Annotated in this window: 20 protein-coding genes; 5 read left to right on the plus strand and 15 right to left on the minus strand. The window is 51.9% G+C overall.

Annotation, left to right across the window (positions count from 1 at the left end; translation table 11 throughout):
* Positions 1-23 precede the first annotated feature (23 nt).
* From PUT07_RS22290 to PUT07_RS22305, 4 genes are all read right to left on the minus strand, one after another.
* Positions 24-977, minus strand: a complete 954-nt coding sequence (locus PUT07_RS22290) for a cation diffusion facilitator family transporter (protein ID WP_274470662.1) — start codon at positions 975-977, stop codon at positions 24-26.
* A gap of 66 nt (positions 978-1,043) precedes the next feature.
* The gene (gene secF / locus PUT07_RS22295) at positions 1,044-1,970 is read right to left on the minus strand and encodes a protein translocase subunit SecF (protein ID WP_274470664.1); all 927 of its coding nucleotides are present in this window, start codon (positions 1,968-1,970) and stop codon (positions 1,044-1,046) included.
* Positions 1,960-3,192 carry a protein translocase subunit SecD gene (gene secD, locus PUT07_RS22300; RefSeq protein ID WP_274470933.1) on the minus strand — a complete coding sequence of 411 codons (1,233 nt, stop codon included), beginning with the start codon at positions 3,190-3,192 and terminating at the stop codon, positions 1,960-1,962. Before secD ends, secF begins: the two co-directional genes overlap by 11 nt.
* Positions 3,193-3,293: 101 nt before the next feature.
* Entirely contained in the window at positions 3,294-3,644 is a 351-nt protein-coding gene (locus PUT07_RS22305) for a post-transcriptional regulator (protein WP_310189447.1), read from the minus strand.
* 163 nt (positions 3,645-3,807) lie between these two features.
* Here PUT07_RS22305 and spoVB point away from each other — a divergent pair, with 163 nt between their 5' ends.
* Positions 3,808-5,373: a stage V sporulation protein B gene (spoVB, locus tag PUT07_RS22310; RefSeq protein ID WP_274470665.1), complete on the plus strand. Its 1,566-nt coding sequence runs from the start codon at positions 3,808-3,810 to the stop codon at positions 5,371-5,373.
* 17 nt (positions 5,374-5,390) lie between these two features.
* Here spoVB and PUT07_RS22315 read toward each other — a convergent pair whose 3' ends face one another.
* Together PUT07_RS22315 and PUT07_RS22320 are read right to left on the minus strand one after the other, a co-directional pair.
* On the minus strand, positions 5,391-6,077 hold the full coding sequence (locus tag PUT07_RS22315; RefSeq protein WP_274470666.1) for a DUF421 domain-containing protein: 687 nt from the start codon (positions 6,075-6,077) through the stop codon (positions 5,391-5,393).
* 105 nt (positions 6,078-6,182) lie between these two features.
* Positions 6,183-7,523 carry an SLC13 family permease gene (locus tag PUT07_RS22320; protein ID WP_274470667.1) on the minus strand — a complete coding sequence of 447 codons (1,341 nt, stop codon included), beginning with the start codon at positions 7,521-7,523 and terminating at the stop codon, positions 6,183-6,185.
* A gap of 110 nt (positions 7,524-7,633) precedes the next feature.
* On the opposite strand from PUT07_RS22320, the gene PUT07_RS22325 reads away from it, so the two are divergent.
* Both PUT07_RS22325 and PUT07_RS22330 read left to right on the plus strand, forming a co-directional pair.
* Positions 7,634-8,014: a TIGR04086 family membrane protein gene (locus tag PUT07_RS22325; protein WP_274470935.1), complete on the plus strand. Its 381-nt coding sequence runs from the start codon at positions 7,634-7,636 to the stop codon at positions 8,012-8,014.
* A gap of 94 nt (positions 8,015-8,108) precedes the next feature.
* Positions 8,109-8,948 (plus strand): phosphatase PAP2 family protein, encoded by an 840-nt coding sequence (locus PUT07_RS22330; protein WP_274470668.1) that lies wholly within the window; start codon positions 8,109-8,111, stop codon positions 8,946-8,948.
* Between the two features lie 52 nt (positions 8,949-9,000).
* On the opposite strand, the gene yajC is transcribed toward PUT07_RS22330, so the two are convergent.
* The 8 genes from yajC to PUT07_RS22370 all read right to left on the minus strand — a co-directional run bounded on the left by yajC (position 9,001) and on the right by PUT07_RS22370 (position 16,973).
* Positions 9,001-9,318 carry a preprotein translocase subunit YajC gene (yajC, locus tag PUT07_RS22335; RefSeq protein ID WP_274470669.1) on the minus strand — a complete coding sequence of 106 codons (318 nt, stop codon included), beginning with the start codon at positions 9,316-9,318 and terminating at the stop codon, positions 9,001-9,003.
* A gap of 15 nt (positions 9,319-9,333) precedes the next feature.
* The gene (gene tgt, locus PUT07_RS22340; RefSeq protein ID WP_274470670.1) at positions 9,334-10,473 is read right to left on the minus strand and encodes a tRNA guanosine(34) transglycosylase Tgt; all 1,140 of its coding nucleotides are present in this window, start codon (positions 10,471-10,473) and stop codon (positions 9,334-9,336) included.
* Positions 10,474-10,490: 17 nt separating this feature from the next.
* Complete coding sequence (gene queA, locus PUT07_RS22345) at positions 10,491-11,558, minus strand: tRNA preQ1(34) S-adenosylmethionine ribosyltransferase-isomerase QueA (RefSeq protein WP_274470671.1); 1,068 nt, start codon at positions 11,556-11,558, stop codon at positions 10,491-10,493.
* Positions 11,559-11,568: 10 nt separating this feature from the next.
* Positions 11,569-13,767 carry a SpoIID/LytB domain-containing protein gene (locus PUT07_RS22350; protein WP_274470672.1) on the minus strand — a complete coding sequence of 733 codons (2,199 nt, stop codon included), beginning with the start codon at positions 13,765-13,767 and terminating at the stop codon, positions 11,569-11,571.
* A 144-nt stretch (positions 13,768-13,911) separates the two neighbouring features.
* The gene (gene ruvB, locus PUT07_RS22355; protein ID WP_274470673.1) at positions 13,912-14,922 is read right to left on the minus strand and encodes a Holliday junction branch migration DNA helicase RuvB; all 1,011 of its coding nucleotides are present in this window, start codon (positions 14,920-14,922) and stop codon (positions 13,912-13,914) included.
* 131 nt (positions 14,923-15,053) lie between these two features.
* The gene (gene ruvA / locus PUT07_RS22360) at positions 15,054-15,686 is read right to left on the minus strand and encodes a Holliday junction branch migration protein RuvA (protein WP_274470675.1); all 633 of its coding nucleotides are present in this window, start codon (positions 15,684-15,686) and stop codon (positions 15,054-15,056) included.
* A complete protein-coding gene (gene ruvC, locus PUT07_RS22365; RefSeq protein ID WP_274470676.1) occupies positions 15,683-16,186 on the minus strand; it encodes a crossover junction endodeoxyribonuclease RuvC in 504 nt (167 codons plus the stop codon). The genes ruvA and ruvC overlap by 4 nt, the downstream gene beginning before the upstream one ends.
* Before the next feature lie 121 nt (positions 16,187-16,307).
* The gene (locus PUT07_RS22370; RefSeq protein ID WP_274470678.1) at positions 16,308-16,973 is read right to left on the minus strand and encodes a BofC C-terminal domain-containing protein; all 666 of its coding nucleotides are present in this window, start codon (positions 16,971-16,973) and stop codon (positions 16,308-16,310) included.
* Positions 16,974-17,091: 118 nt separating this feature from the next.
* On the opposite strand from PUT07_RS22370, the gene PUT07_RS22375 reads away from it, so the two are divergent.
* Positions 17,092-17,304 (plus strand): hypothetical protein, encoded by a 213-nt coding sequence (locus PUT07_RS22375; protein ID WP_274470680.1) that lies wholly within the window; start codon positions 17,092-17,094, stop codon positions 17,302-17,304.
* Between the two features lie 117 nt (positions 17,305-17,421).
* Positions 17,422-18,033, plus strand: a complete 612-nt coding sequence (gene sigW / locus PUT07_RS22380; protein ID WP_274470682.1) for an RNA polymerase sigma factor SigW — start codon at positions 17,422-17,424, stop codon at positions 18,031-18,033.
* A gap of 69 nt (positions 18,034-18,102) precedes the next feature.
* On the opposite strand, the gene PUT07_RS22385 is transcribed toward sigW, so the two are convergent.
* Positions 18,103-19,563 (minus strand): LysM peptidoglycan-binding domain-containing protein, encoded by a 1,461-nt coding sequence (locus PUT07_RS22385; protein WP_274470683.1) that lies wholly within the window; start codon positions 19,561-19,563, stop codon positions 18,103-18,105.
* Positions 19,564-19,671: the final 108 nt, after the last annotated feature.

A 19,671-nucleotide genomic window follows, 5' to 3' on the forward strand; every position in this document is an offset into this window, starting at 1 on the left:
GTCGTGTCCTCCTTACAACTTCTTTAGTGAATAACGGAAGGCAGATCGTTAAGCTCTGCATCCGTTGCATGTTTATAGGGATAACCCGCATCATACGGCGCGACATGAACAAGCACTTCCGAAATATGATGGAATCGTTTCATCAACTGCTGCTTAACTTTTTTGGAAATTTCATGACCTTCCCAGACGGAAACACGGGGATTCACGCTGATCTTGAGTTCCACAACCACATAGTGGCCCTGTTCTCTGGCTTTCAGGTCGTCAACGGTAATGACGCCTTTGATCAACTGAACGACGGCAAGCAAATCGTCCGCATCCTCCTGCTGGAGGACGTAGTCCTTCTTCGTATGTAAAGTTTCCTTCACGAGGGCATACCCCATTCTCAGGATCATAAGAGAGATGATGATTCCAGCTATCGGATCCAGGTAATAGAAGATCGAGATATCGAGCAGATTAGCGACGCTGGCGCCAAACACCCCGATCAAAGCCACAATAGTAGAGTATATATCGGAACGGTGCGTCCTGCCATTGGCAATTATTTCCGGCGATTCGATGGCTTGGCCAAGCTTGGTTGTGTACTGAAACATGATTTCCTTCAACAACAGAGAAATGCCGATTGCAACAAGCGCATAGGTCTTGGACGTATGTGCCGCCGGCGTCCACAAGGATTTGACGGCGGAGAACCCCATCTCGATGCCCGCAATCAGAATCAACAGGGCGATGAGGACCGTTGTAACCGCAGCTCTCTGATCGAACCCGCCAGGATTCGTATCTTCCTGTGAACGTCCAGCTGATCTTAGTCGAACTAATGCAGCAGATGAACCTGCCACCCCTGCGGCTGAATGCGCCGCGTCAGCAAGCAATGCTTGACTTTGCGTCATGACACCAAGGATCCCTTTCAGACAAGCAAGCGCTGCATTGCCTGAGATCGCTACCCATACTGCCAGTTCCGTCTTCCGAAAACGCTCGTCTTTCACCGTTGACACTCCCCCTGAACGGATACAAAGGCCGCGCAACATTCACGCGGCCGGTTATTATGGTTATTACGCTGCTGCTTTCTTTTTAGAACTGCGTAGCGATTTTCTTTTCAAGAGGTACCAGAGTGAGCAAGCAATGACGATGGACGAATAAGCACCGCTTGTCAGACCGACCAGCTTCGCAAGCGCGAAGAGCTTGATGGATTCGCTACCGAAAATATACAAACAGCCTGCCGCGATCAATACGACGAGAACCGTATTAATATTCCGGGCCATCGTTTGCCAAATACTGTCGTTCACGAGATTCACCAGATCCTCGTCCGTTTTGAGCTTAGCGAACCGCAAGTTCTCGCGAATACGGTCAAAAATAACGATCTTATCGTTGATGGAATAACCGATCGTCGTCAGAACTGCGGCCAGGAACGGAAGGTTGACTTCCAGACGGAAAATCGCAAAAATCGCGATAACCATGAACGCATCGTGAAGAATGGCAATAATAGCGGCAATCGCGAATCGCCATTCAAAGCGGATGCTCACGTACACGCAAATCAGTACGCTGGCGATGGCTACGGCATAGACGGCCTTTAACAGCAATTCTTTGGCCAGCTGCGGGTCGACCGTGTTGATTTCCTTGGAAACCTCGGTGCCGTAAGCCGTAGCGAAAGCTTTCTGGATCGCATTGACGGTAGCGTCGGTCAACACATCGTCGAACCGGATCGATACGCGGTCGCTGTTGTTGCCGCCGATGGTCGGATCCGCGTAGTGCGACTTCACTTCCCCGCTCGTCGTAAGGCCCTTCATAATCTCATCCACTTTGGCTTTGTCCAGCTGCTTGCCGACGACAAGATCGATATTCGTTCCGGCTTTGAAGTCAACGCCGAAATTCATTCCCGAAACCAGCATCATAACCAAACCGATAAGTAATAACGCAATGGAAATACTGAAAAAGGTTTTGCGCGTATTTACAAAATCAAACCGTTTCTTAGAGTCCACGGATTTCTGCCTCCTTCACGCCGAAATAACTTGGCTTCTTCAGCAAGTTGCCTCGAATGATCAGGTGCAGCAGCCATCTCGAGAATATGACGTTCGTTAAGATACTAATGACGATACTGAGCATGGTGATGACGGCGAACCCGCGAATCGCGCCGTTACCTACGTAATACAGAACGATACCGGCAATCAAGTTCGTGACATTCGCATCCATGATCGTACGGAAGGAGTGCTTGGAGCCCGCCTTCAAGGACGAGAGAATGCTCTTGCCTGCGCGGATCTCTTCGCGAATCCGTTCATATGTAATAATGTTCGCATCGACGGCCATACCGGCCCCGAGCACCAAAGCCGCAATACCCGGCAAGGTTAACGTTGCGTTCATGAAGTCGAAGATCGCGAGCAGCACCCAGATATAAGTAATCAGCGTGAATGCCGCTACCAGTCCAGGGGCTCTGTAGTAGAACAACATGAAAATGAAGATCAGAATGGAGGCGATGAGGCCTGCACGCGCTGTTTCATGCAAGGATGCTTGTCCCAGCGTTGCGTCCACACGCTGAATATATTTCTCGGTTAACTTCAGCGGCATGGCCCCTAAGTTAATCATTTTCGCTACTTTGGTCGCTTCCGTTACACTCGTTTGTGTTATTACTGCGGAATCGCTGTCAATCGGGAAGTTAACCGCTGCTGTAGATTGCAGTTGATCGTCCAGATAGATCGACAACGTGCTGCCTACCAGTTTCGTCGTTACTTCCTTGAATTTCTCTCTGCTTTTCATCTTGATTTCTACGATCGGCTGCTTCGTGTTCGGATCGTAGCTCAATTTGGCTGCGTTCTCGACGAAGTCCGTACCGTTCATGTAGACGGTTCCGTCCGGTCCTCTGAAAGTAAGAACAGACGGCTTGGACATCAGCGTTCTCACTTCTTCTTCATTCTCCACGCCGGCAAGCCGCACGCGGATGCGGTCCGATCCTTCCGGATAGACCTCAGGCTCAGCTACGCCCAGGGAGTCAGCCCGCTTCGCAAGACTTTCCGCCGCTTGAGTAAGCGTTTCCTTCGTTAAAGGCTGCCCAGCTGTCAAAGGCTCTGCGGTGTACAAAATTTCGAACCCGCCTTTTAAATCCAAACCAAGCTTGATTCGTTCTACAAGTCTAGGGCTTGTTGCTCCGATTGCGCCGAGAACAATAACAACCGTTAGAAAAAAGAACGAGATTCTTTTCCAATCCAGCATCTCTTGCTTGTCTCCCTTCGATACTCAATATGCCTATTATATACAGGTCTGAAAATCGAGTCAATTTAAGCCGTTTCAACAAAAAATAAGCCCTATTCTTAGAATTGGGCTCCTTTATACATACTGATCGTCATCCAGTTCATGAACTGTGTCGATTTCAGCGATAAAATGTCATTTACGATTTGATGAAGGGAAGGGACTCCCGTTTTGCGGTATCGATCGCTCACACAATCCCAAATGTCTTTGCCGGTAACATGCTCATATCCGAGCAATACGAATTCTTCAACCTTGCTTAAGCATAGGCTCTCAATCAACTCATTCAATTCCAGATCGGAAATCGTATCCTGAACCTCTTCCTCGTTCGTGGGGGCTGCTTCGCCATCCGCTTCCGCATGCTCCGGTTTGTCCTCAGGACGTTGAGGAACCACATCGTTATCTTCTCCGTTCATAGCGAGATCCTCCTAAGGTCAGTTTCATACGCAATCTTGTATTATTCGCTATACACTTTCATTTTCCTGCCGGTCTGCCGGCCCGTCCGCAAAATGTTAGCATGAGCTTGACCCGATCCCGCATATTCATAGAGTAAGACAAGTATCGGAAGAGGGTATTGCATTGACGAAGCAGTCATTTATTAGAGGTACGATGATTCTGCTAGCCGCAGGAATTTTGAACCGGCTCCTCGGTTTCATACCTAGAATTACATTGCCGCGTGTCATCGGTGCTGAAGGCATCGGCCTCTATCATATGGGATGGCCCTTCCTCTCCGTCATCCTGACGATCATTACGGGCGGGATCCCCGTGGCTATTGCCAAATTGATCGCCGAGGCCGAAGCGGAGCGCAATGAAGCGCGAATTCGGAGCATTCTGCGAATTTCTCTCGCCATTACGGCGGGACTTAGCATTTTCTTTACGATTGCCTGCATCGCGGGAGCCTCGTGGATCACTTCCCACCTCTTGACCGACTCGCGCGTTTACTACACGTTCCTCACCATGAGCCCGATGATTCCCATTATCGGCATTTCGGCCGTGTACCGCGGCTACTTCCAAGGCAGACAGAATATGATTCCTACCGCCACGTCGCAGATCATGGAAACTTTGATCCGTATCGTGATGGTGCTCGTATGCGCCTATGTGATGATCCCTTACGGTGTCGAATATGCTGCCGCGGGAGCTATGCTGGGAGTGCTGGCTGGGGAAATCGGCGGACTCGTCGTGCTCGCCATCCATTTCAAGTATGATAAGAAATCGTCCCTGCAAACGACTGTTGCCCAGATCGGCACGACGAAAACGAATGGCCGAATGGCCAATTTCCGCAGAATTATGCGCATTTCCATCCCGATTACTGGCAGCAAGCTGATCGGAGCCGGCTCTTACTTGTTCGAATCCATTCTAATCGCGCAAAGCCTTGCCATCGCCGGCATTACAACCTCGCTGGCAACCGCTCAGTACGGCGCTTTGCAAGGGATGATCATCCCGATCATCTTGCTGCCGAGCGCACTGACGATGTCGTTGTCGGTTTCGCTCGTCCCCTCCTTAAGCGAAGCGGCGGCACGCAAAGATATGAAGACGATTCATGCCCGCCTCCATCAATCGCTGAAGCTGGCTCTGGTGACCGGAGCTCCGTTCGCCGTGCTGATGTTCGTTTTGGCCGAGCCTATCTGTACGTATATGTACAACCAACCCGATGTAGGCGTGATGCTGAAAATGATGGCTCCCGTCGCTCTATTCATTTATTTTCAAGCGCCTCTGCAATCTGCCCTGCAAGCGTTGAATAAGCCAGGAGCCGCTTTAATCAACACCCTGATCGGATCGACCGTCAAGCTGATCCTTATTTACTGGCTGGCCAGCAAGCCGGAGCTTGGCATTCACGGTGCCGTTTTCGCCATCAACATCAATATCGTGTTGGTTACGCTGCTGCACTGGAACAGCGTTGTCCGCTTGTTGAAGTTCCGTATGGAAGGCAGCGATTTCGGCAAGATCGGAGCCGCCATGGTCCTCACCGGGGGTAGCATCTACTTCCTCATGTACGTACCTTGGACGAACGTGGAATGGATCCGTTTTATCACATCGGCGCTTCTCGGATTTCTCGTTTATATGATTTCCATAACGGCATTCCGGCTGATTAGCTTGAAAGATTTGAGCCGGCTCCTGCATATGGGCAAAAAGATCATCCGGTAACGGGTTATCTCGCTGCCCTATCTCTTCCGGTCGAGAAACATCCGGCCTCTATGGTCGATCGAGCAGTAAAACACTTCTTTGAAATCGCGCGCACCTTTGATTTGCAGCTGATTTTTGAGCCAGAATCGGGTCTTCCCTATTTTCTCCAAATTATCGTCCTGCACCTTGCCATCCATAATAAGCGGCAGCGGAAGCCCCTCATACCGAATCGTCCCTTTCAAGCCGTGTTCGTCGACGACCGTTTCCTGCTCTTTCTCTTTTTTCTCCATGACGCTCAATTTCCCCGAAGGCTCCAGTATGGCAAACTCCACATCCGCGACATTCATGATTTTATTTTGTCTGAGCTGAAGCATTAAATCATCCAAATTGTAACGATGCTTCTTCATCTCTTCCCTGTCGATCATGCCTTGTTTGATAATAACGCTAGGTTCTCCATCGAATAGAATCCGCAGGGTTCTATTTTTTAGCGTCACATAGGCAATGACGATCTGGATCATCACCAGTGTCGCCATAGGAACAAGGCCGCTCATGAGCGGTTTGGCTGAATCTTCAAGGACGAAAACGGCGATCTCAGCAATCATGATCGAGATGACCAGATCGAACAGCGACAATTTCCCGATTTCCCGTTTCCCCATTAGGCGCAGCATGAGAAAAACGACAAAGTAGATCAGCACGGTACGTAAAAAAATGGTCAGAATATCCATGGATGCCTCCCCTGATCTAAGCTCTTGCTTGTTCTCGGAGTTCACTGGTATTCTGACCGTCGATTCACTTCATCATGCAGATTTTACGTATTCAATTGTTGGCAATTACAGCAGGAATAGCTTGAAGTAAAGGGTCGCGGCAAGGAATAGAACAAGGGAAATCGGCGCCGTGACCATGAAGTAAGTCCTGGCGTTCAGCCCTCCTCCTTCTTGCTCGGCAAGCGCTGCCGTATACATGCCGGCAATCGATCCGAACAGCGTCACACCGCTTCCGATCGCCGTTCCTGCGATGAGGGACCACCAAAGCGGCTGGACAGAGGTTTGCGAATAACTGTGTATGTCTTGACCGATATGCTCGATCACAGGAATCATCGCGGCTATATAGGGGACGTCATCAACAACCGCAGAACAGAATCCAGTAAGCCACAGAAGCAGGATGGAAAAGAACGGCACGCTGCCTTGGGCGATTTCCAAGCCCCTGGCCGCAATGAATCCCGAGATGCCGGCGTAGGTCAATCCGCCGACCATGATGAACAGACCGAGGAAGAACAGTCCCTGCGAATCCTGCACGCCATGCCAGACCGTTCGGTAATCCCGTGTCTGAATGAGCCCAAGAAGCTGCTTATAGTTGAGAGCCAGCATGGCCACAGCTCCACCCCCCGCGATATACGAGGCTTCCCACCCCAATAGTCCTTGAAATATGACAGCCAGCACGGTCAAACCCGTAACCAGGCAGCCGCCATAAAACAAGAACCGGTCCTCCGTTAAATAGGCGTCCGGCTGCAAACTGAGCGCCTCGCGCTTGTACGTTTCCGGGATGATCATTTTCCTTCCATAGAAGAACCACAGGATGAAATAGACGATCGCCAGCAGGATGATCATAAGCGGTCCGATCCGGAGCAATATGGAGCCCGATGTCACATGCCCCCCTGCTCCGATCAGCCTGTTCGACCAATTGCCCATCAGGGTCGCGGCTCCTCCCAAATGTGCGGACAGCAGCGCTGAGATCAGAAAGGGCACTGGCGATAATTTCATCATTTTACTCGTTTTGAGCAGCAGCGGGACGATCACGGCAATGGCTGCAAAACCGTTAAATAAAGCAGCAACTGCGGCAGTGAGAACGGACAAGCTCATCAAAATGGTAAAGGGCTTTAAGCGAAACACCCGAATAATTCGGCTAGCTGAATAAGAGATAAGTCCTGTTTGTTGAAAAAGTACGGCGATGATAAACCAACTGACAAGAAATAGAAGCAAGTGCCAATTCGCGTAGGTTCCTAAAGCCTTGCCGGCCGGCACGATGCCGAGCACGATCATAAGCAGTGCTCCGCCAAGCGCGGTATACATGCGGTCCCATTTTTCAATCAAGATACATACATAAGCTGCAGCGAAAATGATAAGTGCAAGAATAGCCTGCCATAGAGCGGGTCCTTGAGAAAATTCCGTCATAAATATTCACCTTCCCTTTGAACAGTCTGTACTAATTCTATGTGCTTGGCCATACAATGATGTTAATGAAAAGAATCGAATATAGGAAAGGATTGGTGCCTGTGAACCCTATGCGATCGGTCAGTCAGGTTCGAATAACATCTCCTTTATTTTCCGGGCTTGTGTATTCATTAAGCATGATGACAATTGGGACAATAGTTACATCTTTGTTTTTGCTGCTAACGAGCACACAAGAAAGTTCCTTGCATACGCTAACTACGATCATCCATGCCGTTTCTTTGTTTATCGGAGGCTGGGTGTCGGGCAAAAGAGCCGAAACACGCGGTTGGTATCATGGGGGACTCGTCGGTATTGTGTATTTCATCCTTATTTTTTTGGTAGGCTTCCTTGCATTTGACGCTGGCTTAAACCTGCAATCCCTTCAGTTGCTGGGCATTCTTTTCGCATCTGGCGCGCTCGGCGGCGTCTTGGGTGTCAATACGAAAAAATAAGTCGTTTCCGTGAAAATATCACTATCCCCCTATGGTTGTGGTATAATACTATAGTTATATTCGCAATAATTTCCAATATTAGGGGGAAAGCACCATGAGTCCGTTTCAGTCTATGACGCATGCAACGGTCTATATAGTCATTACAGTCATTGCCTTTCTAATTGCCGCCTCACGCAAAAATCCATTCGCTATAGCCGGAAGCTTCGTTCATGAAATATTCACTTCACGCAAATATTTGCTCCACTTCGTCGCGCTGATTACGATCCTCTTTTTCAACAAGGTTGAGATGTGGGTGGAGAAAAGAATAAATTATAAAGCTGATTTTACCAAATCGATCTACAGTATCGAAGGCAACTTCGTGTCATCGATCCAACATTTCTTCCATAACGATACATTAACCATGATCAGCAGCTATTTTTATGTCGTCGTTTTCCCGTCCGTTATGATTGCTTCCATCGCACTATATACATTCAAGAAAGATTTCAAATTATTCTACGCCGTTTGTTACGCGCTAATGTTCAATTACATGATCGCGATTCCGTTCTACCTGTTCTTCCCGGTCAACGAGGTTTGGGCTTTCCACCCTTCGGTGAAGCTGCTCATCCTTGACGTGTTCCCGACCTTCGAGCAGGATTACCGGCCGCTGTCCGGACTGGATAACTGCTTCCCAAGCTTGCATACGTCGATTTCCGTATCGATGGCCGTCATAGCGGTCAAGAGCCGCAACGCTTTCTGGAAAGTGTTCGTACCGATCTCTTCCGCCTTCATCATCTTCACCATCTTCTACTTGGGCATCCATTGGTTATCCGATATGTGCGCCGGTGTCGTACTTGGTGTGGTGGCTGCCAGATTGGGACTGCGAATCGCAGAGGGGCGTCTCGTGCTTGGCGAGCAGGCGCTGCTTAAGCGGTCGTTCAAGAACAACGAACTTTAATCGTAAAGCAAATAAAAAGCGAGAGCCTGAGAAGGTTCTCGCTTTTTTGATTTTATTCCTTAGCTGCCGTCGATTGAGAAACGGAGTTGATGGCAGAACGATCGAACGTCATTTTCGTTGCGTCGTTTACACGAAGCACGCAAATATCGTCGGTGATTTCCATGATCGTGCCGTGAAGACCGCCAATGGTAACGACCTTATCCCCTTTTTTCAAGCCGCCTAGCATTTGATTGCGAGTTTTCTGTCTTTTTTGCTGTGGACGAATAAGTAAGAAGTAGAGAACTACAAACATGAGCACGAGCGGCCCGTATGTATACAAATATCCTACAGCGCCTGTATCCGCAGTTGTAGTTTCAGCCAATAGAAACATAGGTATCCTCCTTTCTTAAAATCCTCTTTCATTATCATTCAGCCCGTAGCTGGCAAAGAATTCATCGCGGAAATCCAGCAAGCGGTCTTCCTGGATGGCGGCTCTGACATCGCGCATGAGCTGAAGCAGAAAGTGAAGGTTATGAATGGTCGTCAAACGGATTCCGAACGTTTCATCCGCTTTCAACAAATGACGAATGTAAGCCCTGCTGTAATTCGTGCACGTATAGCAAGAGCATTTGGGATCCAACGGACCGAAATCGGTCGCATTCTTCGCATTGCGAATGACCAGCCTGCCTTCGCTTGTCATGCATGTCCCATTTCTGGCGATCCGGGTCGGCAGCACGCAATCGAACATATCGATTCCGCGAATGGCGCCCTCAATCAACGCATCCGGTGAGCCTACCCCCATCAGGTAACGGGGTTTGTTCGCCGGCATCAAAGGTGCTGTATAGTCTAGCACTTCGTACATCAAATGCTTAGGCTCGCCAACACTCAATCCACCAATAGCATACCCCGGGAAATCCATGGAAGTCAACTGCTCCGCGCTCATTCTGCGCAGGTCCTCGTACATGCCCCCTTGAATGATCGCGAACAATCCTTGATCTTCGGGCCGGCTATGACTCTGCAGGCAGCGCTCCGCCCAACGGGTCGTACGCTCCAGCGACTTCTTCACATAATCATACTCTGCCGGAAACGGCGGGCATTCATCGAAAGCCATCATGATATCAGAGCCCAGCGCATTCTGAATCTCCATCGCCACTTCGGGAGAAAGAAACAGCTTGTCCCCGTTGAGGTGGGATTTGAACGTCACGCCTTCTTCCGTTATTTTCCGCATGTTGCTTAAACTGAATACTTGGAAGCCGCCGCTATCCGTAAGAATCGGACGATCCCAGTTCATGAATTTGTGCAGTCCGCCCGCGGCTTTCACAATATCATGTCCGGGACGAATGAACAGATGGTACGTATTGCTCAATATAATTTGAGCGTCCATCGTTTTCAATTCCTCCGGGCTCATCGTTTTCACCGTCGCCTGGGTGCCGACCGGCATAAAAGCCGGCGTCTCGATGACACCGTGCGGGGTATGGACCCGGCCCAAACGGGCTCCGGATTGTTTACAAGTTTTAATCGGTTCGTACGTTACCGCTGCTGCCACTACATCCACTTCCTATTCTAATAAATAAACATTGCATCCCCGAAGCTGAAGAAACGATACCGCTCTTTCACCGCTTCCTCGTAGGCCCGCATGATGTGGGTTCTGCCGGCCAACGCGCTGATCAACATCAGCAAGGTCGACTTGGGCAGATGGAAATTCGTCAATAAAGCGTCCACGACGCCGAAGGTGTAACCGGGATATATAAAGATGCTGGTCCATCCTTGCGACGGTTGGATTTCCGCTCCGGCTCCCGCCTGCTCACGACTCAATCCGGCAGCCGTTTCCAGCGTTCTCGCGGAAGTGGTGCCTACGGCGATGACGCGCTTGCCGCTGGCCTTGGTCTCGTTAATGGCTTGCGCCGTTTCCGGCGAGAGAATATAATACTCCGCGTGCATTTGATGCTCTTCGACGGTATCGACGGACACCGGCCGGAACGTGCCTAATCCGACATGAAGAGTGATGAAGGCGAGTCGGATTCCTTTGGCCTGCAGCTTCTGCAAATAAGGTTCCGTGAAGTGCAAGCCCGCCGTCGGCGCAGCCGCCGAGCCTTCATGCTTCGCATAAACGGTTTGATAACGTTCCCTCTCGGGCAGCTGTTCCTTGATATAAGGAGGCAGCGGCATTTCGCCCAGCTTATCCAAGATTTCGTTGAAGATGCCCTTGTAGGTGAATTGCAGGACGCGAGCGCCCATCTCGCCGACTTCCACAACCTCCGCCGTTAACAGTGGAGCGCCGACATCTCCCTCATCTTTGCCGAAAATGGCTACGGCACCAAGCTGCATCCGCTTCCCAGGCTTAACAAGCGCCTCCCAGCGGTCTTCGCCCAGCTGCTTGAGCAGCAGGAGCTCCACCTTCGCCCCGGTGTCTTTCTTCACGCCAAAGAGCCGTGCTGGAATGACCCGCGTGTCGTTCATCACGAGTAAATCCCCGGCTTCCATGTAATCGATCAACTGCTCGAACGTACGATGGCCGATTTCTCCGGTTTCTTTGTTCAAGGTAAGCAGCCTGGACGCCGTGCGGTCAAGCAGCGGCGTCTGGGCAATCAATGATTCAGGTAGGTCAAAATCAAATGCTTGTACATCCATGAGTGTGTATTCATTCCTTAGTTATGTTGACTCCAGCGTAATAGGTCTGAAGTATTTTTTTGTAATCATACCCTTGTTCGGCAAAGCCTCTCGCGCCCCACTGGGACATGCCGAGTCCGTGTCCGAAGCCCGTGCCGCGAAACACGAACGTCTTGTTCGGGCCAGCAGGCTGTACGCTGCCGGTTGCCGGCTTATCGGCCGGTTGATCCGCCGGTTTGGAGATTCCTCCCGTACCTAAGGCCGATAAATCCGATTTCTTCAGTGCCGTCGGTTGAGACTGGCCGCCTGAAAGCACATAGACCGAATCGCCGTCAGGCGCGTTCGTCTGTGAGCTTCCCGCTCCGACAATCGCCAGTTGGCTTGCTTCCGGGCTATTACCAGTATAACTTCCTGCTCCTTCAATTTCAAACCGTGTGCTCGGCAATCCGCCAAGCGCCGTGCGCAGCGCATCCGGATACGGCACTTTCACGACAATGCCATTCGCCTTCAGCTCCGTAACTCTGCCGGAAGGACCGCGTTTCGAAATTTCCAGCGACTGCAGCTCCCCGTTTACCACAGCCCCTGCAGCGGCTAATTTGCTTTTGATTTCTGCCGCCGTATAAGGGCCTCTGATCCAGGAATAGGCATTGGATTCTTTCTCCTGACCGAGAATGACGACTTTCTCTTTGGCCGCGAGTTGATCGATGGCCGGATTAGCCACATTATCCACATATGGCGCCAGACGCACGTTGACTCCCGGTTCCGTGGCTTCATAATACGAAGTTCCGTCCTTGTTCTTCTGGCCGGTATCTTTCAAATATAAAGCGGAGACATACCCCGCCCGTCCGTCGGCCAATTGAACGCGGTACCACGTCGCTTTGCCTTTCTCCGCGCCTTCATCCGGGCTTGGCACTGCGCGCAAATAATTGACCGGATTGCCCCAAACCTCGGAAGGATCGGCGGTCATTCCGCCGGAATTGGAAGAAAAGACAGGAGAGATAAGGCCGCTGCTATCGGAAATCACTTCATCCTTCGTAGCATCCACCGCTTGATTGCCTGCGGCAAACTCTCTCTGGACGCCATAGTAAGCTTGGTCCAGTGTCGTATCCGTCACTTGCGCGATCTCATACTTGTCCCCTTGCTTAATGGCAAACGTCCGCGCTGCAACGGCTTGAGCTTTCAACGCTTCGGCAGGCCATCCCGCGCTCAGCTCGGATCCGAGGACGCCGTATAAATAGGCTTCCATCGGTACTTCATTCACAAGCGCCAATTTGTTCTGGTATGTACTGATTTCCATGTCCCCGCGATATTTGCGGTCCGCCTTCTCTTTCACACCGATCATTTCACCCTTGGGGTGGACCAGCGTTTTCTGCTGCCCGGCTCCTGCGGCGAAATGTGGAATTGGATCCGCACCGTTCGCAGATGCCGTTACATCCCCCCGGCGAATAAGATAGGCTGACTTCGTATCCGCCGCTTGCAACGGAACGCCGGGAACCGCTTGCTGGGCCGTCTGCTTCACGGCTTCCAGCTGTGCGGCAGTCGCTTCGCTGCCTACCCATACGCCGTACGCCGGCTTGCCCGCCGCATCCTCCTGCACGGCGAGATCCGCCTGAATGCCGGCACCGGCGTATACGGCCGCCTGCTGCAATGCCGCAGCCTCCGTCGGGTACGTGCCCGCGCTCAAATGGAACGGCCCTGTCATCACCGGCGGAGCCGACTTCGTCAAGGCGGCAACCGTCCCGTCTTTCAGCGCCCCGGCTGCGGCGCTTTCGGCCGCCTCCTTGGAGGCATAGCTGCCGTAGAATACTTGATAAACGGTTCGGCCTTGTTTCACACGGCTTATCACGTAGGCATCGCCTGACAGAGTAGCCAGCTTGGCATGGAGCGTTTTGGCAGCGGTATAATCGGCCGTCTCCAGCATCATTGCGCCGTACTGGTCCAGCGACATCCGAAGGGTGGTGTCCGGTGCGCTTAGCCACAGCTTCTCGGGAGCGCCTGCTGCGCTGCGCACGCTGACGTCCATTCCGCCTGCGGAGCTAAGCGTCACTACGCCTTCTAGCAATTTGTATTTGGCAGAGTCTATGAATAAAGCGACGCGAACTTCATCCAAATGTTTGATTCCCGCCGCGTAGGCAGAGGGATTAAGCCCCGGGGCAGTTCCTAACAGTAATGCGGCTGTCGTGAGCAACGCCATTGTCTTCGGGGCCAGCAGCTTTCTTATCGGTTTCATTCGACAATAGTTCCTTTCCTTATGCAGCATTCTACTAAGTTAGACTCTATCATGTTGCAGAAGTTTTGTTTAGTAGAATAATAAAATAAGGCTGCGCCCTCCGTGAAAGCGAAAGAGGAGCCCGCCGGCTCCTCCCTTACGTCTTCATGACTTCTGTTCCGGCACCGGCAAGCCCAGGTGCTGGTACGCCTGCGGCGTCACGATTCGCCCTCTCGGCGTACGCTGCAGAAACCCGATCTGCAGCAAATACGGCTCATAGACGTCCTCGATCGTCTGGCTCTCCTCGCCGATCGTGGCGGCAATCGTCTCCAGCCCGACAGGACCGCCCTGGAAGCTCTGGATGATCGCCCGCAGCATCTTATGGTCGATCTCGTCCAGACCCAGGTCGTCGATCTGGATGCGCTTCAGCGCCTCTCGGGCGATGTCGAGCGTAATGATGCCATCGCCCTTCACCTGCGCGAAATCGCGCACCCGCTTCAGCAGGCGGTTGGCGATCCGCGGCGTTCCGCGCGAGCGCATGCCGATCTCGCGCGCCGCTTCGCCGACGATGCCGACCTGCAAAATGTCGGCCGTTCGGGAGACGATGTAGGTGAGCTCCTCCACCGTATAGAACTCCAGCCGGGAGACGACGCCGAAGCGGTCGCGCAGCGGCGCAGACAGCAGGCCGACGCGCGTCGTCGCGCCGACCAGCGTGAACGCCGGCAAGTCCAGCCGCACCGAGCGGGCGCTCGGCCCCTTGCCGATGATAATGTCAAGGGCAAAATCCTCCATCGCCGGATACAGCACCTCTTCCACCGTACGGTGGAGGCGGTGAATCTCGTCGATGAAGAGCACGTCGCCCTCCTGCAAATTCGTCAGGATGGCGGCCAAATCGCCCGGGCGCTCAATCGCAGGACCGGACGTGGTCCGGATGTTCACGCCCAGCTCATTGGCGATGATGTTCGACAGCGTCGTCTTGCCCAGCCCCGGCGGTCCGTACAGCAGCACGTGATCCAGCGCTTCCTTGCGCATTTTGGCCGCTTCGATATAAATCTTGAGGTTCTCCTTCGCTTGTCTCTGGCCGATATATTCAGCCAAATAACGAGGGCGCAGGCTGTACTCAATGGCGCTGTCCTCCATCATCAAATTAGCCGATATAATCCGGTCATTCTCCATGGTGATCCTCCTCAGAGCTTTCCGCAGGAAAGCTTTCTTCGTCGATATGAACGACTTTACTTCACATCAACCTTGATAAACCGTACGTCCCTAAGGGCCGGCGTTATCGTTTATTCTAGGTAAGCAGCTGCTTAACTCATCGTATATAAAGCCTGCAGCGCATGCTTCATCAATACATCTACGGAATCCGAAGGATTGGCCTTCGGCTTCACCTGCAGCCAAGCGCGGTCGGCTTCCGCCTCCGTATAACCGAGTGTCATGAGCGCTTCCTTCGCTTCCGCCCACACCGAGCTGCCTTCCGTAATTTGGGCCGAGCCTACAACGCTTAACGCCACCGCAGCCTCAGGGCTCGAGAAGGTCACAGATCCTAATTTGTCCTTGAGGTCCAAAATAATCCGTTGAGCCGTCTTCTTGCCGATGCCGGGAAGCTTCGTTAGGAAAGCCAAATTCTCTTGGGAGATCGCCAAGATCACGGCTTCCGGCTTCCCGCCGGCGGCGAGGATGCCTAGAGCAACCTTGGGCCCGATGCCCGTCACATCCAGCAGCAGCCGGAACAAAGCTTGCTCATCGCGCGATGTAAAGCCGAACAGCAAATGCGCATCTTCACGCACATGGTAATGCGTGTACAACGTTACATCTTCATGCTCCGCATGCGGGAGGGCATACGGGTTCGGACAAAACACGCGGTAGCCCACGCCATTCACATCCAGCACCGCATACTCGCTCTCCCTTAGCGCAACTTTCCCTCGTAAGAAATCTATCATCTTTTTCTAACCTCATTTATTCTAGATTGCAAAGCAGAAGAATGCGCATGGCAAATCGCGATCGCAAGAGCATCTGCCACATCATCGGGCTTCGGCACCTGGGACAGCTTGAGCAAAATTTTGACCATTTCCTGAACCTGATGTTTCTCGGCATTCCCGTAACCGACAACCGACTGCTTCACTTGAAGCGGCGTATACTCCGCAATCGGCAGCCCCGCCTGTACGCCGGCAAGAATCATGACGCCCCGGGCTTGCCCCACGGTGAACGCCGTCGTCACGTTGCGGTTAAAAAACAGTTTCTCTATGGACATTGCGTCCGGTTTATACTTCTCTATCAATTGCGTTGTAGCGTCATAGACGTCCTTAAGCCTCTGCCCCGGATCCGTATGGGCTTGCGTCTGAATCGAGCCGTATTGGACAGGAACAAGCTTACTGCCGATCTTATCAATAAAGCCAAAGCCTACAATCGCGATCCCCGGATCAATCCCCAGAATACGCACAGCATTACTCTCCTATCCTTCAAAAAAGCGAACATATGTAGTCATTTCTCATTATAGCAGATAACAAAAAAAAGAGATAGACTCCGGTTTCCCTTCATCTACCTCATCGTATCGAACAATTTTACGGTGTTGTCATCGCTCTTTCCGTCTCTTCCACGGCATAATCGCTGAAAGTCGATAATACGCTATTATACTCCTCCATATCAGAGATGCGAATTCCGTCCTTCAGCTGCTGCACCGTATCCGGCGGCAAGCTGCTTTCCAAGTACTTGATATTCAGTTGAAAAAACGTCCGAATCACATTGTCTTTGTCCGGCGTTCCGTTGAACAGCGAAAGATTGCTGCTGCCGTCGATGCCAAAAACGGCTTTCTCCTTGCATGCCGGAGACAAATCCTCAATATGTTCGGTAAACGTGACATTCCCGTTAGCGCCTACGCTCAGGATCCAGTCCGGATGCTTCACCTGCATGTCAAGCAGCTGCTCCGAGCTTTGGAGACCGAGCTGGATGCGCTCTTCGCCGCACACATACGACTTGAGCAAGTAGCTTTCTCTGCTGTCCGTAATCCGCTTCAGCACATCGGCAGCTTCCTTCAGACGCTGGTCGTCTTCCGGTGTCAGCGCGGCAATGACGGCCTGGGATGGGGAATTATCCGAACCCGGCAAATAATTCGTCGCATATAATATAGAGCCGGCCGCACCTGCAAGGAAGCACATTCCCAATGCCAACCGATTGCGTTTCCAGCGAAGCCTTCTTTTCCAATGTTTCAAAAATCGCTGTACATTCACGGGTATCCCCTTCATTCTCTTTTTTACCCGTATTGTTTCCATTTGCATGTGGCGCTATACATCATTTACCATAAGGAGAGAATCATCAAACAATCAAGACGGACGGTGAAGCTCTATCATGAAAGGTAGAAGACGGATTAAGCGTACGACACTCCTGATCATTGGAGCTGTCCTGCTATGGGGAGCGGTCGCCATCTGGAACGAAGTGTTGAAAATTGAAAAAGGCTCGACGATCCCGCGCTCAACATCGGCTTCACATCCACAAACCGATAAAAGTAACCAAACCTCCATAATTTCGGAAACAAATGGGAATAAATTAACGGTAAAATAGCTTAATAATTTGACTGTAGCCGCAGAAATGATATAGTCAGAAGTAGATGAAATATTCTCAATACTTATTCGGGGAATACAATATATATTTGACCTAGGCAGAGGAGGGGGAATCAACATGAATGTGGCAGAACTTCAATTAATTCAATTATCCAGACGGGGCGATCGGAATGCTTTCGTGGAATTAGTCGAATTATACCGCAACAAAATACAAAAGCTGGCTTTCCGCATGCTTCACAACAAGCCCGATTCGGAGGATATCGTTCAGGAGACTTTCATTCGCGTATATTTGAACTTGAATCATTACGACGAGAGTCAGAACTTCTCAACCTGGATTTATCGAATCGGCAAAAATGTGGCCATCGACTTGCTGCGCAAAAAGAGACCCGTTCAATCCCTGGATGCCGAGCTGAACGATCACGATGACGATTACAGCTATTACAGCAAGCTCGCAAGCACGGACCAATCGCCTGAGAGCGCTGTGCTTCAAACGGAAATTCAAGATCACATGCACACCTCCATCAATAAACTGGCTGATAAATATAAAAGTGTCATCACCCTGTATTACTTGGAGGATCTATCTCTTCAAGAAATCAGCACGAAGCTGAATTTGCCGATCACTACGGTCAAAACGCGGCTGCATCGCGGGCGTGAGCTGCTCCGCAAGAAGTGGGGCATGAATTTCGTCGTTGGCCTTATGGTCTTCTTCACCATCGGGATGGTCGCTTAAGCGACGACCTCCCTTCGCACAGATAAGCCTCCTGGTCCACGTCCGTGGAACCGGGAGGCTTTCTTCATGTTAGAAATTAATCCAAGGCATCGTTGGTCTCGCTTCTTCCTTCTCCGGAGCTAACCGGTGTTGACGCTCGATGAATGCGTGAAGGGCGTCCGTTCCCGAAGGCTTCGTTTTCTTGGACTTGCCGGAACTTTTGGCCTTCTCAGCCTTCTTGGAGCGAATGTCGATTTCGACGACCTCTTCCTTCTCCGTCTCTTGGGCAAGCTCGTGCGTATGGGCTTGCGGCATGAGCGGCGATTCGAATGGAGCCTGATAATGCGCTCCGGCATACGGAATTCCGTAAGGGCCAGGCTGGAATGCATACGGGTTATGTCCCCCTTGCCCGAGGTGATCGTAAGGGGAGCCCGGCGGGTATAAGCCTGGCATGCCTGACATGCCGTGCTGGTCACCCCATGGACTTGCTGCGTGACCGGTCGGGAAGCCCTCCGGTACAGCCATCCACGGGCTTGCTGCGTGACCGGCCGGGAAGTCTTCCGGCGCAGCCATCCACGGGCTTGCTGCGTGGCCGGCTGGGAAGCCTTCCGGTGCAGCCATCCACGGGCTTGCTGCATGACCGGTCGGGAAGCCTTCCGGAACGGCCGCCCACGGCTGTCCCATGATCGACGGACCGCCGCAGCCGCAGCCTCCATCCGTTACCGGAACCGTGTGCTGATGGGACGTGAGCGGCGGGTGCTCCCACGGGTGCTGCGGAGTAGGCGAGAACGCCGGGAAAGCGGCGGCCTCATGTTGATCCGAGCCCGGATAAGCGAATACTTCCGTCGCCGTGATATGAAACTGCTTGAACGGATGAACGGCTTGCGGCTCATACGGCTGATCCAGCCCGATGACTCCAGGTTCCGCGCCATGCATCATCTCAGCCCCTGCGAAATCCGGTACAGCCGGCTCTTGGGCAGGAAGTATGGGCATGGATGGCATGGATGGCATTTGCGGCATTTGCGGCATGGACGTCATTGGAGTCATAGGAGGCATCGCTTCGGGCATCGCTTCCGGCATCGCTTCCGGCATCGCCTCCTCCGCAATCGGCACAGACGGCGGCGGGCTCGCGATATCGCTCGGCTCCGCAGGCTGCGATTCCGGCATCTGATCGAACGGCATCGTCGACGGTTTCGACGGCTGCGCATCCGTATGCTCCGTTTTGGGAACGTAGACCACTTCCCCTGTCATAAGTACATTGGGATTTTTGAGCTGCGGATTCGCTTGAATCATCGCTTGGAGCGGCACGTCCCAAGCTTTGCCCAGCTTCCACAAGCTGTCTCCCTGTTGAACGATGTGCTTGTAAACAAAGTCGGAAGCAGGCGGCTCAACCGGCTTCGGCTTGGAAGGTATTTTCACCTTCATGCCGATGTCCAGCTGGTTCGGATCAGCTATTTGGGGATTAAATGCGATGAGTTGATCCAATTCAATATGATGCTTTTTGGCGAGCTCGTACAGGGTATCTCCCTTTTTGACAATATGGATTTTCAACACCTTACCTCCTTTTTTCGTTAGAAAGAACTGGCATTGGAACCTTAATCACAGTGTTTTCACATGAAAACGTGCAGCGGAAGCCAGCGGCTTATCACAATGATATTA

The organism is Paenibacillus sp. MAHUQ-63, from assembly GCF_028765165.1.
In the GTDB taxonomy this organism is placed as follows: domain Bacteria; phylum Bacillota; class Bacilli; order Paenibacillales; family NBRC-103111; genus Paenibacillus_E.

Coding starts and splice junctions, on each gene's coding strand:
- PUT07_RS22330 (WP_274470668.1), top strand. CDS start 8,109: ATGAGTCCGTTTCAGTCTATGACGCATGCAACGGTCTATATAGTCATT.
- PUT07_RS22375 (WP_274470680.1), top strand. CDS start 17,092: ATGAAAGGTAGAAGACGGATTAAGCGTACGACACTCCTGATCATTGGA.
- ruvA (WP_274470675.1), bottom strand. CDS start 15,686: ATGATAGATTTCTTACGAGGGAAAGTTGCGCTAAGGGAGAGCGAGTAT.
- PUT07_RS22315 (WP_274470666.1), bottom strand. CDS start 6,077: ATGGATATTCTGACCATTTTTTTACGTACCGTGCTGATCTACTTTGTC.
- PUT07_RS22320 (WP_274470667.1), bottom strand. CDS start 7,523: ATGACGGAATTTTCTCAAGGACCCGCTCTATGGCAGGCTATTCTTGCA.
- sigW (WP_274470682.1), top strand. CDS start 17,422: ATGAATGTGGCAGAACTTCAATTAATTCAATTATCCAGACGGGGCGAT.
- PUT07_RS22305 (WP_310189447.1), bottom strand. CDS start 3,644: ATGAACGGAGAAGATAACGATGTGGTTCCTCAACGTCCTGAGGACAAA.
- yajC (WP_274470669.1), bottom strand. CDS start 9,318: ATGTTTCTATTGGCTGAAACTACAACTGCGGATACAGGCGCTGTAGGA.
- queA (WP_274470671.1), bottom strand. CDS start 11,558: ATGGATGTACAAGCATTTGATTTTGACCTACCTGAATCATTGATTGCC.
- PUT07_RS22325 (WP_274470935.1), top strand. CDS start 7,634: ATGCGATCGGTCAGTCAGGTTCGAATAACATCTCCTTTATTTTCCGGG.
- ruvB (WP_274470673.1), bottom strand. CDS start 14,922: ATGGAGAATGACCGGATTATATCGGCTAATTTGATGATGGAGGACAGC.
- PUT07_RS22350 (WP_274470672.1), bottom strand. CDS start 13,767: ATGAAACCGATAAGAAAGCTGCTGGCCCCGAAGACAATGGCGTTGCTC.